Annotated in this window: 22 protein-coding genes; 12 read left to right on the forward strand and 10 right to left on the reverse strand. The window is 28.9% G+C overall.

Annotated elements, in window-relative coordinates:
• Positions 1-37: 37 nt before the first annotated feature.
• From METVI_RS0100220 to METVI_RS0100250, 7 genes are read right to left on the reverse strand one after another with little or no spacing between them, the layout of a single operon-like run.
• Positions 38-523 carry an LEA type 2 family protein gene (locus METVI_RS0100220; protein ID WP_004589909.1) on the reverse strand — a complete coding sequence of 162 codons (486 nt, stop codon included), beginning with the start codon at positions 521-523 and terminating at the stop codon, positions 38-40.
• On the reverse strand, positions 520-906 hold the full coding sequence (locus tag METVI_RS0100225) for a DUF126 domain-containing protein (protein WP_017980918.1): 387 nt from the start codon (positions 904-906) through the stop codon (positions 520-522). Before METVI_RS0100225 ends, METVI_RS0100220 begins: the two co-directional genes overlap by 4 nt.
• Before the next feature lie 5 nt (positions 907-911).
• On the reverse strand, positions 912-1,139 hold the full coding sequence (locus METVI_RS0100230; RefSeq protein ID WP_017980919.1) for an RNA repair domain-containing protein: 228 nt from the start codon (positions 1,137-1,139) through the stop codon (positions 912-914).
• Positions 1,136-2,050 (reverse strand): apurinic/apyrimidinic endonuclease family protein, encoded by a 915-nt coding sequence (locus METVI_RS0100235; RefSeq protein ID WP_004589778.1) that lies wholly within the window; start codon positions 2,048-2,050, stop codon positions 1,136-1,138. The genes METVI_RS0100230 and METVI_RS0100235 overlap by 4 nt, the downstream gene beginning before the upstream one ends.
• Positions 2,051-2,089: 39 nt before the next feature.
• A complete protein-coding gene (locus METVI_RS0100240; protein WP_004589779.1) occupies positions 2,090-3,103 on the reverse strand; it encodes a DUF123 domain-containing protein in 1,014 nt (337 codons plus the stop codon).
• A gap of 5 nt (positions 3,104-3,108) precedes the next feature.
• Positions 3,109-4,449 carry a signal recognition particle protein Srp54 gene (locus METVI_RS0100245; protein ID WP_004589780.1) on the reverse strand — a complete coding sequence of 447 codons (1,341 nt, stop codon included), beginning with the start codon at positions 4,447-4,449 and terminating at the stop codon, positions 3,109-3,111.
• A gap of 12 nt (positions 4,450-4,461) precedes the next feature.
• A complete protein-coding gene (locus METVI_RS0100250) occupies positions 4,462-5,208 on the reverse strand; it encodes an ATP-binding protein (protein WP_004589781.1) in 747 nt (248 codons plus the stop codon).
• Positions 5,209-5,294: 86 nt separating this feature from the next.
• On the opposite strand from METVI_RS0100250, the gene METVI_RS0100255 reads away from it, so the two are divergent.
• On the forward strand, positions 5,295-6,617 hold the full coding sequence (locus METVI_RS0100255; RefSeq protein ID WP_004589782.1) for a prephenate dehydrogenase: 1,323 nt from the start codon (positions 5,295-5,297) through the stop codon (positions 6,615-6,617).
• Here METVI_RS0100255 and METVI_RS0100260 read toward each other — a convergent pair.
• A complete protein-coding gene (locus METVI_RS0100260; protein ID WP_004589783.1) occupies positions 6,614-6,853 on the reverse strand; it encodes a DUF4040 domain-containing protein in 240 nt (79 codons plus the stop codon). The two genes, METVI_RS0100255 and METVI_RS0100260, sit on opposite strands and share 4 nt — an antisense overlap.
• Positions 6,854-6,926: 73 nt before the next feature.
• Here METVI_RS0100260 and METVI_RS0100265 point away from each other — a divergent pair, with 73 nt between their 5' ends.
• Both METVI_RS0100265 and asd read left to right on the forward strand, forming a co-directional pair.
• Positions 6,927-7,814, forward strand: a complete 888-nt coding sequence (locus METVI_RS0100265; RefSeq protein WP_004589784.1) for a selenium metabolism-associated LysR family transcriptional regulator — start codon at positions 6,927-6,929, stop codon at positions 7,812-7,814.
• A gap of 4 nt (positions 7,815-7,818) precedes the next feature.
• Positions 7,819-8,862 carry an aspartate-semialdehyde dehydrogenase gene (gene asd, locus METVI_RS0100270; RefSeq protein WP_004589785.1) on the forward strand — a complete coding sequence of 348 codons (1,044 nt, stop codon included), beginning with the start codon at positions 7,819-7,821 and terminating at the stop codon, positions 8,860-8,862.
• Here asd and pyrC read toward each other — a convergent pair.
• Together pyrC and METVI_RS0100280 are read right to left on the reverse strand one after the other, a co-directional pair.
• Entirely contained in the window at positions 8,857-10,071 is a 1,215-nt protein-coding gene (gene pyrC / locus METVI_RS0100275; protein WP_004589786.1) for a dihydroorotase, read from the reverse strand. The two genes, asd and pyrC, sit on opposite strands and share 6 nt — an antisense overlap.
• Positions 10,068-10,424, reverse strand: a complete 357-nt coding sequence (locus METVI_RS0100280) for a cupin domain-containing protein (RefSeq protein WP_004589787.1) — start codon at positions 10,422-10,424, stop codon at positions 10,068-10,070. Before METVI_RS0100280 ends, pyrC begins: the two co-directional genes overlap by 4 nt.
• A gap of 114 nt (positions 10,425-10,538) precedes the next feature.
• On the opposite strand from METVI_RS0100280, the gene METVI_RS0100285 reads away from it, so the two are divergent.
• The 9 genes from METVI_RS0100285 to METVI_RS0100325 are packed head-to-tail and all read left to right on the forward strand — an operon-like array spanning position 10,539 to position 14,401.
• Positions 10,539-11,171: a helix-turn-helix domain-containing protein gene (locus METVI_RS0100285; protein ID WP_004589788.1), complete on the forward strand. Its 633-nt coding sequence runs from the start codon at positions 10,539-10,541 to the stop codon at positions 11,169-11,171.
• A gap of 7 nt (positions 11,172-11,178) precedes the next feature.
• On the forward strand, positions 11,179-11,427 hold the full coding sequence (gene ehaA, locus METVI_RS0100290; RefSeq protein ID WP_004589789.1) for an energy-converting NiFe hydrogenase A subunit EhaA: 249 nt from the start codon (positions 11,179-11,181) through the stop codon (positions 11,425-11,427).
• Positions 11,420-11,902: a hypothetical protein gene (locus METVI_RS0100295; RefSeq protein WP_004589790.1), complete on the forward strand. Its 483-nt coding sequence runs from the start codon at positions 11,420-11,422 to the stop codon at positions 11,900-11,902. Before ehaA ends, METVI_RS0100295 begins: the two co-directional genes overlap by 8 nt.
• Positions 11,890-12,129 carry a DUF2109 domain-containing protein gene (locus METVI_RS0100300; protein WP_004589791.1) on the forward strand — a complete coding sequence of 80 codons (240 nt, stop codon included), beginning with the start codon at positions 11,890-11,892 and terminating at the stop codon, positions 12,127-12,129. Before METVI_RS0100295 ends, METVI_RS0100300 begins: the two co-directional genes overlap by 13 nt.
• A 4-nt stretch (positions 12,130-12,133) precedes the next feature.
• A complete protein-coding gene (locus METVI_RS0100305) occupies positions 12,134-12,406 on the forward strand; it encodes a DUF2108 domain-containing protein (protein WP_004589792.1) in 273 nt (90 codons plus the stop codon).
• A 4-nt stretch (positions 12,407-12,410) separates the two neighbouring features.
• A complete protein-coding gene (locus METVI_RS0100310; protein ID WP_004589793.1) occupies positions 12,411-12,656 on the forward strand; it encodes an EhaE family protein in 246 nt (81 codons plus the stop codon).
• A 2-nt stretch (positions 12,657-12,658) separates the two neighbouring features.
• Complete coding sequence (locus tag METVI_RS0100315) at positions 12,659-13,090, forward strand: EhaF family protein (RefSeq protein WP_004589794.1); 432 nt, start codon at positions 12,659-12,661, stop codon at positions 13,088-13,090.
• A complete protein-coding gene (locus METVI_RS0100320; RefSeq protein ID WP_004589795.1) occupies positions 13,087-13,755 on the forward strand; it encodes an EhaG family protein in 669 nt (222 codons plus the stop codon). Before METVI_RS0100315 ends, METVI_RS0100320 begins: the two co-directional genes overlap by 4 nt.
• A complete protein-coding gene (locus METVI_RS0100325; protein ID WP_004589796.1) occupies positions 13,748-14,401 on the forward strand; it encodes a proton-conducting transporter transmembrane domain-containing protein in 654 nt (217 codons plus the stop codon). The genes METVI_RS0100320 and METVI_RS0100325 overlap by 8 nt, the downstream gene beginning before the upstream one ends.
• Positions 14,402-14,406: the final 5 nt, after the last annotated feature.

The following is a 14,406-nucleotide window of genomic DNA, read 5'->3' on the forward strand; positions in this document are numbered from 1 at the left end:
CACCTTAAAAAATAAAAATTTTAAAATAAAAAATAATTTATAATAAGTTAGCTATCATTTCTTTTAACTCTTCTTTAACATATTCAGGAATATTTAGTGTAGTTTCATAACTGATTGGGACATCTATTGATGTTAAAAAGAGATCAACATTTATTTTACCATCTATTTTAACCCTTAACACACCTCCGCTTTCTATTAAAGCTTTAGCTAAATTCTTATTTAAAACATGAACAGGAATTTCTATTGTAGTGTTTCCACTATTAATATTAATATCCTCTTTTTCTCCATATCCTAAATACTCTAACTTACCATCATTATTAATATAAAATATATTAAAAAATATTTTATTAATATGCACCCCTATAGGATTTGGATTTTCCACTGTTATTTTTACATTAAGTAATGTTGTATCAGCTTCAACCTTTTTGAATTCAATATCATTAGAAACTATTTTAGGTTTCTCCAAGCATCCTGATGTCATTAAAAATGGTAAAACAATAAGTAAGATTAATAATCTTCTCATCTTATCACCTTAACTACTCCTTTATATCCATCAACAATAATATAATCATTATTTTTTATTTTGTCAATATCTACCTTATCCACCAGTGGTATTCCTGCCAATATTGCCCCACTAGCAATTATTGGCTCACACTCTTTATTTACAATTCCTTTTAAAATTCCCTTTTTTGCTAGGCTATATATAACATAACTTCCAACAGTGCTACCTCTTCCATATGGAAAAACAAATATCTTCCCTTTTAGAGATTCTCCATAAACATCACTGTTTTTATCAATAATCTTTCCATCTTTATCAACACCACCTAAAAAAGAGAAAGGTTTTTTAGAAACTAAAGCTACACCTTCAGCTCTACCTTTTGATATAGCTCTACCTTTAAGTTCCATAAACATCACTTTTTATAAATCAACTCACCATTCTTTTTTCTTATTTCTAAAACTCTATGTAGGGGGATGTATGTATCATTATAAATGATATACCCACCCTCTAACTTGATCTTGTCCATTGGAATAATTTTTTTATTATCTTTCTCTCCTCTATGTAAAATAATTAGATAGTAATCCTCTCTCTTATATTTTGGGTGCCATAAAATTTTATTTATAATATCTTTAAGCATCATTCTTCCTCAATATTTAGTATTTTATAGAATTCACCATATTCTAGTTGAGCTTCTTTACTCATTAATTTATCAACAGCTCTTTTCATTATCATTGCATAAATATCAATTAAATCTTTATATTTAACTTCTGGTAATCCGGTATAGACAAATAACACTTTCTTAAATGCTCCTTTTAATGCATTATCAACTAAATATGTAGATAAAGCTTCAACTAATGGTTCTAATGGTGGATATCCTTTACCTAATGGCACTCTCTTTTTAAAGAATCTATTTTTATATTTTAAACCAATAACCTGAGAGAACCTGAAATGCATTATATACTCTGATATTTTATCAACTTTATACAATATCTTTAACCACCAATCAATATCAGCCTTTTTAGAAGCTTCTTCTAGGTCATCAGTTTCATAAACCTTTAACTCATTTAAAAATATATTCTCTAATTGTAGTGATGGTATAACCTTTATTCCCTCATCTTTTGCAGCTTTAACTAATTCCAATAATTCATCTAAACTACCAAACTCTCCAATATTTGTTGCAGGTTCTGGAGAGTAAATGAGGGAATTGTTAACTTCATTAAACTTCTTTAACACCTCTAAGTGAAAATTAATATCATCACCCACTCTTTTACCAAGATGATAGTTATATATCTCAGCTCCACAAATAGATGCTTTTTCTATAGCTGATATATGCCCTCTTAATCCAGATTCTGATGATAATTGGTAGTATGGACCATGAGCTAAGATTGTTGAAAAATACTCTTTAGCTAACCTTTTATAACTTTCATAATAACCTTCAGGTAATCTTCTTGAAAGTATAGCAGGAGGAATTTCTGTAACTCTAGTTCCTAGAAGGGAAGCTTGCTTTAATGTAGATAAAGCATTATATGTCCCCCACTCAAATAGAATCATATTTTATCACCCAAAAATTATTTTTAGATTAATTAATATTTAAAGTTTCATATAGAATAAATGGCTTTTACAACTACAATCTGAACAGCCAAAGCCTTCAATGTAATCAAATGCCTTTATAAATTCATTAGCAGTTTCACACTCAACATTATTATTTGTTATATATATCTCCTCTATTTTTCCATAATTTAGAAGATAATCTATATGCCAAAACATCTTTTTTTCATTTTTTAAATGTCTTTCTATTCTGTTTTTTAATCCATTCATGGCTGAACCAACATAAAAATAATAACCACTCTTAAAATATTTCTCATTTTTTCCAAATCTTATAAGTCTTCCTTTTTTTAATTTAATTTTTAATATATAACTTCCTTTCTCATTAGGTATCTTACTTTTTGACACTTTTTTATATTTAAACTTATCAATTATGTGTTCAAAATGTAAAAGCTTTTTATAATAAGGACACAACTCTTTAATTTCTTTATAACAAATAGAGCACTTTGGTTTAACTCCACATATCTCTCTACCAAATACAACCAATATATGATTTATAACCTTCCAGTATTTTCTATCCAATTTCTTTCTTAATACCATCTCTGTCTCTTCAGGAGTTTCAGTATCTACAATCTCCCATCTATTGGTTATTCTATGTACATGAGTATCAACAGCAATTCCATCTTTATCAAATGCTAATGTCAATACTAAATTAGCTGTCTTCCTACCAACTCCTGGGAGAGATAGAAGATCTTCTAAATTATCAGGAATTTTGCCATTGTATCTCTCTTTTAACACTTTTGCTAACTTCTTTAACAATTTAGCTTTATTCCTATAAAATCCTACTGGATATAATAGAGAAGATAACCTTTCTTCATCAATTTCTAAAAGATCATCCAAATCTTTTACTTCTTTAAAAAGTTTTTTCATAACTTTTTCAGTGATGTTGTCATTTGTTCTTGCACTAATTAAAGCAGCAACTAACACCTTAAATGGTTCATCTTTAACTACTGCAGGTTTTTTATCAATTCTTTTTAATAGCCTCTCTATCATTTCCATAATCTTCACTCTTTATACATCAGCTGCCTTAATATTTGCCCTAAAGGCCCTCCAATTTTCAACACCTTACCTTTTCTAATTTTGTCTATAGCCCCTTTTGTAGTTTCATAGTATCTTAAAACCTCCCTAACATCTCTCTCTGTAGTTCCTGAACCCCTTGCTATCCTTTTTATTCTTGAAGCTTTTATAATTTTTGGATTTTCTCTTTCTTCTTTTGTCATTGAACTTATTATTACTTTATATTTCCTTATCTTTTCCTCAGTTAAATGAGACAATTCCTTTGGCATAGCAGAGAATCCTGGAATCATTGAAAGAAGTTTTTTCATAGACCCCATATTTTCTATAGCCTCTAATTGTGCATATAACTCATTTAATGTAAATTTTCCTCTCATTATTGCTTCAATACTTTCCTCTGTTTTTTCATTAACAATCTCTTCAGCTTTTTTTAACAAACTATCTATATCTCCCAAACCTAAAAGTCTTGCTATAAATTTCTTAGGATTAAATTCTTCTAAATCATCTATCTTCTCTCCAACACCAATTAACTTTATTGGAGCCTTTATTTCAGCAACTGCACTTAAAGCCCCTCCCCCTTTAGCAGATCCATCCAATTTTGTTACAATAATACTTCCTATATCTCCAACAGCTTCTTTAAAAGCTTTAGCCTGTATTTTAGCCTGCTGTCCAATAGTCCCATCTATAACCAAAATAATTTCATCTGGATTGGTAATAGCTTTTATTCTCTTCATCTCTTCCAACAATCCTTTTTCTTCTTTATGTCTACCTGCTGTATCTATAATAATAACATCTGCTTTTTTAAACTTCTCTAAACCTTCTTTAACAATCTCTTCTGGTTTTTTATTATCCCAATAAACAGGTACATGGATTTTGTCAGCTAACTGTTTTAATTGCTCATAGGCAGCTGGTCTGTAGGTATCTGCACATATCAAAGCTGGTCTATATCCTTTCTTTTGCAAATATCTTGCTAATTTAGCAGCTGTTGTTGTTTTACCTGAACCTTGAAGTCCAAGTAGCAAGATAATATTTTGTTTTTTTGGATCAATATTTAATGGTTTAGCTTCTTCACCTAACAGTTTAACAAGTTCTTCATATACAATTTTTATTATATGCTCCTTTTTTGATAACCCTTTTGGAGGTTCTTCCTCTAATGTCCTCCTTTCAATCTCTTTACTAAGATTTAAAACTAATCTAACATTAACATCAGCCTGTATTAGAGCTTTTTGTATATCTTTAACTACCTCTTTTATAAGCTTTTTATCAACAAACATTGCATTTTTTATTTTATTAATAGCTTTAGTAAGATTTTCACTCATTTTTTCTAACATACCCATCAGCCTCTAAAAATATTTATCAACTATCTCTTTAACTTTTTTATAAACTTCATTATCTTCTGGTAAATACCAAAGAGGAATCCCTTTCAAATCATATTCAGCTATCTCTTTGTTATATGGTAATTTACCTATTAAATTTAATTTTAATTCTTTGGCATACTCTTCTATTAACTTTTCATGCTCAGGTTTTACTTTATTAGCTACAACATATATATCTTTGAATTTAACTTCTAATTCATTAGCAAGTTTCTTTATTCTCTTAGCAGTACCTAAACCCCTTTTTGATGGATCTGTTATAACAATCATTGTATCTACATTCTGTGTAGTTCTTCTACTCAAATGCTCTAAACCTGCTTCAGTATCAATAACAACATATTCATAATATTTAGATAACTCATCAATTATCTGCCTAAGCCAATTATTTACACTACAGTAACACCCTGAACCTTCTGGTCTTCCCATAACTAAGAGATCATAGTTATCAGTCTCTACTAAAATTTCATAAACTTTACTTTTTAAATAATCAATCTTACTCATACCTATATCTTTATTTTCTTCAATAGCCTTTTTCAACTCTTCTCTAATATCTCCAACAGTTTTTTCTACTTCAACACCTAAAGTTTCTGGAAGATTACTATCAGGATCAGCATCAACTACTAATATACTATTAGTTTTTTTTGATAAAGCTTTAATTAGTAAGGTTGTAAATGCTGTCTTTCCAACTCCTCCTTTACCACTAACAGCAATAATCATTTATAATCACCACAATATTTAGTTTTAACATTCTTTGTAATATATTTTATAATTTTTAAATCCATTATTTTATTTAGGTGATTTATATGATAATCTCTATTATTGGAGGTACTGATGGCTTAGGTAAATGGTTTGCTAGATATTTAAAAGGAAAAGGTTTTGATGTTATAGTTACAGGAAGGGATGTTGAGAAGGGAAAAAAAGTGGAAAGAGAGTTAGGAGTTAAATTTATTAATGATAACATAGAGGCTGCAAAAAAAGCGGATATTGTGATAATAGCTGTTCCTATTAATGTTACAGAGAAAGTCATTAAAGAAGTGGCTCCACATGTTAGAGATGGCTGTTTATTAATGGACATTACTTCAATAAAAGAGATTCCTACAAAAGCTATGGAAGAGTATGCTAATAAAAATGTTGTTATTATCCCTACACATCCAATGTTTGGTCCTTCAGCTCCATCTTTATTTGGCCAAGTAATAATTTTAACTCCATTGGAGAGGCATAAAAATACTGAATGGTTTAAGAAGGTCTATAATTTTTTGAAAAAAGAGGGAGCAAAGATAATAATAACTACCCCTGAGAAACATGATAGAATAATGGCAGTTGTTCAAGGGTTAACCCACTTTTCTTTTATAAGTTTAGCATATACTTTAAAAGAGTTGAATGTAGATATAAAAGAGTCAAGAAAATATTCTTCTCCAGTTTATGAACTTATGTTATCAATAATAGCAAGAATAATTGGTCAAAATCCATATTTATATGCAGATATTCAAATGTTTAACAAAAGAATTGGAGAGATCCATAAAACTTTTATAAACTGTTGTTTAGAGCTTAGCAATGTAGTTAAAAATAAAGATAGAGAAAAATTTGTCAAAATAATGAAAGAAGCAGCTAAACATTTTGGATCTGAAGCTAAGAGAGGAGTTTATTATTCTGATAAAGCAATATTTGCTTTAACTAATGAACTAAATAGATTAGTGGATATGATAGGTGAAGAAGTAGCTATTAGAAATATTGATTCTAACAATGTACATTTTGGGATATTAAAAGGGGTAGATGGGGATTATCTTATATTGGATAAGAATGGAAAATTAGAGAAATTTAATGTTCTTAGGGTAGAGGTATTTGATGGAGAAAAATTAAAAGAGCTAAAAAAGAGATATTTAAAAAGAATCTATTTTGATGTATCTGTATTATTAAAGGATAATGTTGATGAGAATACAATATTAGATTTATTAAAAAGTAAGTTTGATATTGAGATTATTGATGTATATAAGGGAGAAAATATTGAAAAAGGTTGGAAAAGTGTAACATTTAGAATATTTGGATATAAAAAAGATGAGTTAAGAGAAAAAGAGAAAGAATTTATTAAAATAATTAAAAACATTGGAGGAAAACTTAGATATTAATCTTCAAATCTCTCTGTTCTTCTTATTGTAAAAGCAAAGAGGGCTGGAAGTATTGCACCTCCTAAGATAGCTTCAGTTAAAGCTACATCAGGAGCTAAGAGAGCATAGTAGAGATAAGCCAAACACAAGCCAGAAAATCCTGAAAGAATTATAGATTTGATTAGATCTTTTTGTAATAGTGCTGCTAAACTTGACAATAGCATTAATAATATTACAATATAGTGTATTATTTCCAAAATATCACCCTAAATTATCTTTTACCCATTAGATATATATATTAGTTTATTAAATACTTTAATGGGTGATATTATGGATCCAAAGGTCAGTTATTTTCAAACATTTATTATTGCTGCTAAAACAAAAAGTTTTTCTAAAGCTGCAAAAAGGTTAGGTATAACACAAGGTACAGTTAGTAACCATATTGCAGCTTTAGAAAAATTCTTTGATGCACAGCTTTTTTTAAGAACTCCTGAAGGTGTTGATCTAACTCCTGAAGGTGAAATACTTTTTGAGAGAGCTGAAAAGATATTAGATTTAATAAATGAAGCTAAAATGTTAATGAGAGCCATACATGAAAATCCTGAAGGGGTTATTAGAATATATGCATCAACAACACCAGGAGAGCATGTATTACCATCAATTATAAAAGAGTATAAGAATCAATATAAAAATGTTGATTTTGAGATAACAATAACTGACTCTAAAAACTGTTATAAAGCATTGGAGGAGGGGTTGGCTGATATAATAGCAGTAGGGTATTTAAAGAATGAAAATTATGATTATACTATTATAGGGAAAGATAGACTTGTGCTAATTGTCCCACCAAATCATCCTTTTACTAAAAGAGAGTATGTGAGATTAGAAGATATATTAAAAGAAGATTTTATAGATAGAGAGGAAGGTTCAGGAACTAGGGAGACATTTATAAAAGCTTTGAATGAAAAGGGATATTCTATAATGGATCTAAATATAGTTATGAGACTTGGTAGTAGTTCAGCAGTAATTACAGCTGTCTCTGAAGGGTATGGTATTAGTATAGTTTCAGAAATTCCTGCTAAGAAAGCTGAAAATGCAGGATTGGTTAAGATTGTGCCTATAGTTGATTTTGATGTTGTTAGATATCTATATTTAATAAAAAGTAAACGACCAAAAAATCCCAGTGCTGTTAAATCATTTTGGGAGTTTGTAAATAGGTGATAGAATGAAAATAAAAGTAGGAGTTCTTGGAGCTACAGGTTTGGTAGGACAAAGATTTGTTCAACTTTTGGCAGACCATCCAATGTTTTCATTAGAAGTCTTAGCAGCATCAGAGAGAAGTGCAGGTAAGACTTATAAAGAAGCTTGCAATTGGTATTTAAGTGAAGGGATGCCTGAAAGTGTTAAAGATATGACTGTTATAAAAACTGATCCTAAAGCCAAAGAGTTTGAGGATGTGGATATTGTATTTTCAGCTTTACCATCAGATTTAGCTAAAGAGTTAGAACCTAAATTTGCTGAAGATAAGTTAGTTTTTTCCAATGCTTCAGCTTATAGGATGGAAGAAGATGTCCCATTAATTATCCCAGAAGTTAATGAAGACCATTTTGCTTTAATAGATATTCAAAGAGATAATAGAAAATGGGATGGAGCAATTATAACAAATCCTAATTGTTCAACTATCTGTTTATGTATAACATTAAAACCCATAATGGATAATTTTGGATTAGAAAGTGTTTTTGTTTCAACAATGCAAGCTGTTAGTGGTGCTGGTTATAATGGAGTTCCATCAATGGGGATATTGGATAATATAATTCCTTATATTAAAAAAGAAGAAGAAAAAATGGAAACTGAATCTCTTAAAATATTGGGTAAATTTGAAGATAATAAAGTTAAATTTGCAGATTTTAAAGTTTCTGCATCATGCCATAGAGTTCCTGTTATTGATGGACATTTAGAAGCAATATTTGTTAAAACTTCAGAGGGTGCTGAACCAGAAGAAATTAAAGAGGTTATGGAGAAATTTGATCCATTAAAAGATTTAGATTTGCCTACTTATGCTAAGCCAATAGTTATTAAAGAAGAAGAAGATAGACCACAACCAAGATTAGACAGAAATACAGGAAAAGGGATGAGTATAGTTGTTGGTAGAATAAGAAAAGATAAAATTTTTGATGTCAAATACTTAGCTTTAGAGCATAATACAATAAGAGGAGCTGCAGGAGCTAGTGTCTTAAATGCTGAGCTATATGTTAAGAAATACTTATAAATAATAACCATAGCTTTCATAAAATTTTCCATTAACAATTGTATATATAGGGAAACCCCTAACCTTATATCCCTCAAATGGAGAAAATTTAGCTTTTGATTTAAATAAATCAACATCTATTTTACCTTCTTTCTTTATATCAACTATTGTTAAGTTAGCGTAATTACCTTCTCTAATACCATTATCTATATTAAAGATTCTTGAGGGGTTGTAAGATAGTAATTTAGCAGCAGTATAGAGGGATATATAACCACTATTAACTAAATTTAAAGTCATTGGGATTAAAGTCTCTAAGCCTGGAATTCCTGAAGGGCAGTTTTTTACATCTTTCATCTTTTCTTCTAACAAGTGTGGAGCATGATCTGAGGCTATAATATCTACCCTATCATTTAAAGCTTTTATTAAGGCAATATTATCTTCTTTATCTCTCAAAGGAGGATTTACTTTACCCAATCCTTTCAATTCATTAGCCATATCACAGTTTAGATATAAATGATGAGGGGTAACTTCAACAGTTACAGGTTTATCTTTTAATACTTCTAAACCCTCTTTTGTTGACACATGACAAAAATGAACTTTAGCTCTTGATAGATTATTTAAAATTATTTTTATAGCTTCAATTTCAGCTTTTTTACATCTCACTTTACAATGGTCACTCCAATCATTTAATGAAAATTTTTTATAATTCTCTTCAATTATATCTTTATGTTCTGCATGAATACAAAAAAGTTTATCTTCTCTTAATATTTCTTTTAATTTGCTGTAATTTCTTATATACAATTCTCCAACAGATTTAACCATAAATATTTTATAAGCTTTAGCCTCTCTTAATGTTAATTTATAATTTTCATCAGTTACTCCAAAGTTTAAAAATATATTTACTAACTGTTTTTTAGCTTCTTTTAATTTTTCATAAAAAAGTTCTTTATTTATAATTGGTGGATTGTCATTTGGCATATCTATAACAAAACAAACCCCTCCATTTATTGCTGCTAATGATCCACTATAAAAACCCTCTTTTTTACTTCTCCATCTCAAATGTACATGTGCATCTATAACCCCTGGAAAAACAAAATAATCTTTTAGATCTATACATTTATCATTTTCATTTATACATTTTCCTATCTTCTTTATTTTTTCCCCATCTATTATTATATCAGCTTCAACAATTCTATCTTCTTTAACTATTTTACAGTTTTTTAATATCATTCTAACAACTCCGTATCATTATCTGAGTATGCAGGGTAGCTAGCACATAAAATTTTTAGGGGTTTATCTCCTGTATTTATAACTTTATGCTTTGTATTTGGAGGAATTAAAATTGTATCACCCATTTCTATTTCAAACTCTTTATTATCTAATATCATCTTTCCTTTACCTTCTAAAATAAAATAAATTTCTTCCGATGTTTTGTGCCTATGTAATAATGTTTTTCCATTTATAGGGACTTCTGCTAAAGCTAAACTCTGCTTAGAATTGGCAAACTTTGGATGGATTAACTCTCTAATTATGGATCCATCTTTTGTTATAAAGGCTTTAACATCTTTAACATTAACCTTCATGGTCCCAACCAAAAATATATATTTTTTATCATATAATTTAAAAATTATGATTTAAGAAAGATTTAAATATTTCCTGTAGGAATAAAATTATTCCATAAGAATATTTGTGAGATGATGTTTAAAAAATTAGAGATTATTGAGAGAGCTATATTGTTAAATCCAAGATACATTCAATCATTTAGAAAAAAATTAAAAATTACTCAATCAAGATTAGCTAAAGAGAGTGGAATTAGCCAATCTCATTTAAGTATGCTTGAAAAAGGGAAAAGAGAAGCTAGTGAGTTAATAGCTGCTGCTATAACTTATGGACTATTAAAATGTTTTTCAGAAAAATCTAAAAACCCCATTATTGAACTTTTAGATACCCTATCTCTACTAAAATTTGAAGATGCTTTTGCAGAGTTAGTTAATAATATTATTAAAGAGAATGATATAAAGTATATAAGAAATATAGATGGTTTTCCTGTCATAATAATTGATAAAGATAGTCTTATAAATGAAATGAAAAAAAGATTAAAAGTTATTAATTTAGAAAAAATAGAAATAAGTAGGGGAAAAATTAAAGCTTTTGGAAAACATATTGATAGTTATGTTGACATTATTTTAGACTGTTCAGACATAAGGAGATTAGAAAAAAAATGTTCAGAAAAAACAAAGAAAAACATTATTATACAATCATTTCCAAAAGAAGAAGTTCCACCAATTTATGGAGTGAAAAGAGACTGTGTAATAATACACTGCTGGTGAAATTTTGATGGGGTATATTTTAGCTATAATAGTTTCAATGATATTTGCTTATTTATTTAAACTTCCACTAATTCCAAAAAGTAAATTCAGTTTTCAGACATCTATAATTTTTCCCACTCCAATAATAGCTTTAGGATTTTATGTAATATTCAAATACTTATTTTTTGATAGCATTTCCTTTTCAATTATATCTGGCATTATAGGAGCAGTTTTTGCAAAGTATTCTAATAAAATTTTTGGTGTTTGTAATGATTGAAATTATTATAGCCACAATATTATGTTGGCTGAATTTTGTTATAATAGATACAATTTTTGGATTACCAGAAAAACCAGGAGTTTTAGGAGCTAAAGTTATTGGAGAAAAAATAGAGAAGATTGGTGGTAATTTAAATGGTGGTTATTTTATGGGAAATATTGTTTGTTCTCCTGATGCTTCAGCTGGAACTTTATTAGGATCAATAATGACTTATTTAATGGGATTTGATGGAGGGTTATTAGCAGCATTTTTAGTTTGGATTGGAAATAGACTCTGTCATGATCCTGGATATGCTGGAAGTATTGGGGCATTATCAATAACAGTAATTATAACATTGCTAAAACCATTTATAACTCCAGAAAGCTTTATTGTAGGTTCTGTTTTAGCAATATTCACAATTCAAGGTTTATGTCATAAAGAAGCATCTAAAGTTCTAGGGAATATCTATAAAGCTGTGATAGGATGGAAGAGATAATTTATATAATAGCAATATTAATGCTTATCAGAATATTTTTAGAAAGAAGTAGAGAAAGAAAGCTATTATATCTTTGCTGCCTTTCATTCTGTATATCTGCTTTAATAGCTTTATATGTAAAATCTCCTATGGGTGGAATTGTAGCTATTACCTTTTTTGTCTGCTCAACACTCTCGTCTAATGCAATAGCTTATACTTTAGCTCAAGTAAAAGATTCAGAAAGGTGACGTCATGATAGAGTATATAGCATCACTTTGTTGTGTATTAGGAGCAATAGGAGTTATTTTTTATAAAAATCCTATAAATAAGATAATATTGCTTTCCCTAATTGAGATTGGAGTAATTTTGTTTATTGTTTATTATTATTATTTAGATATTGCTCTAATAACCTCTTTGACAGAGCCTATATGTACAGTAATTTTATTAATTGGTTATATGAAATACCTATCCATGGTTAAAAGCAAAAAGAAATATGGTAGAGAACTACCCATATTAACAAAGTGATAATATGATAATTTTATACATAAGCTACTTCCTTTTGATATTTGGCACATTAGGAGCATTGGTTGGATATGATACAAAAGATCCATTAATTAGATTTTTAAACTTAGAAGTAGTTAATATGGGAGTTTGTCTAGCATTTTTAGCCTATGATATGGCATTAGCGTTAATGACGTTTATAGCAGTTAATACTATCCTAACTATAATATTTGTTAGATCAATAATATTATACAAAAAATTAGAGGATGAATAACTATGATTGGGAAAATTTGGAATTATCTTTCAAAGCCTGAAGTAGTTCCAAGAATATTTGCATTGTTTTTAGCTATATTTTTATTATTTGGATTTTTTAATCATTACTACAAAATTCCTAATCAACTCTATCCAAAGCCTAAACCTCATTCTCAAATATTAAAAACTCCTTTAGCCCCATATGATAGAAACATTGTCAAAGCTCAATATCCAAACTATTTAAAAAACTTAGGAAAAATTACATCTTATCTTACTCCAATAGCTGAATTTATCAAAGATAAAACATATTTTTTTGGAACTACTATTGTTTCTACCCCAGGAGGGATTTTAGATGAAATATTATATTATACCAGAGGTATGGATACAGTTTTAGAAAGTACTGTTCTATTAATATCATTTATGATATTCTCATGGATGTTTTTCCATAGGAGGTGATTAATATCTTCAGTTTAACTATCTTAATAGCTTTAATTATTGGTTTTCTTTCACTGTTAGCTATTTATTTTCAAAAAGATGATTTACATGCATTCATATTAACTGATATTGTTGAAAGTGCTATGCTTATTATATTAGCAGCAATATCAACAGACTTAGCTGAAGCTTTAATTTTACCAGGATTAGTTGTTAGTTTAGCAGAATTATTAGCTGTATCCCAAGTTTTATTAACAAGAAATTCTATATCTAAAAATAATAAAAAAGTAGATATTTTTGAAGAGTTTAGGCTACCTTTACAAGATAAAATTTTAAAATATGATGTGGAAATGGAAATATTAGAAACTGCTCCAAAGTTCTTTGCTATTATTTTAGTGATCTATGGAGCTATACTTTCTGGTTTTACTGGAGGAGCAGTAATGGCTTCTGGGTTATTATTTTATGCTATAACACAAAAGGCTATAGGAAAAGAGCTTATGAATATGTGGAAAGGAGTTACTGGACTATCTGGGGTAGCATGGGCTTTGTGGATATTTGGATTCTTAGGCTTTTACATATTTCCAAAATACTGGTTAGCCTTCCTATTAATGGCTGGTTTAGGGTTAGTTATAAAAGTAGGTTATAAATTAGGGCTAATTGGATATGTGAGAGGGGAATTAGATGATTGAATTACTTGGAAACATCTATGCACTAGTTCCATTTGGAGATATTATATTTTTATTCTCAGATTTTTCCATAATTGGGTTTATTATTGCAATAGTCTTTACTATAATAGTCTATTTAACAAAGCCAGAAAAGCAGCTGGAAATTCAAAAATTTGGAGAGGATGTGTTAGTAAAAATACCCTTAGAAGAGTTGAAGATAAGAAGATTTATGGCAATAGCTTGTGGGATTGCTACAGCTGGGGCTATGCTAACATATGATTTATTTGACTTCTGCCTATTCTTAGCACTGATTGGGATAACAAATATTGGGATTGTCTCTGCAGTGAAGAAAGAACATGTTTTAAATGCAGCCTATCAATATGGATTAATAGCTATAATCTCATCATTACCACTTTTTGCATCAGCAGGTTTAGTATTAGCAAAAACAGGTACTCTTTCACTATTAGAACTAAATAAAATAAATACTAACCTAATTTATGAAAAAATTTTATTCTCTATTGGAGTAGCTGGAGAGACTGGAGTGGCTCCCTTTTATGCTGCAAAAGCAGAGATGTTTAGAGCTCCAGGGGCACCATATATATTAATGATTCATTTATCATCATTACTATTAATTCTTAGAAGTGTTGAAATTTTATTATCTATAAGGTGATATTA

This window comes from Methanocaldococcus villosus KIN24-T80, from assembly GCF_000371805.1.
Classification (GTDB): domain Archaea; phylum AGJL01; class Methanococci; order Methanococcales; family Methanocaldococcaceae; genus Methanocaldococcus; species Methanocaldococcus villosus.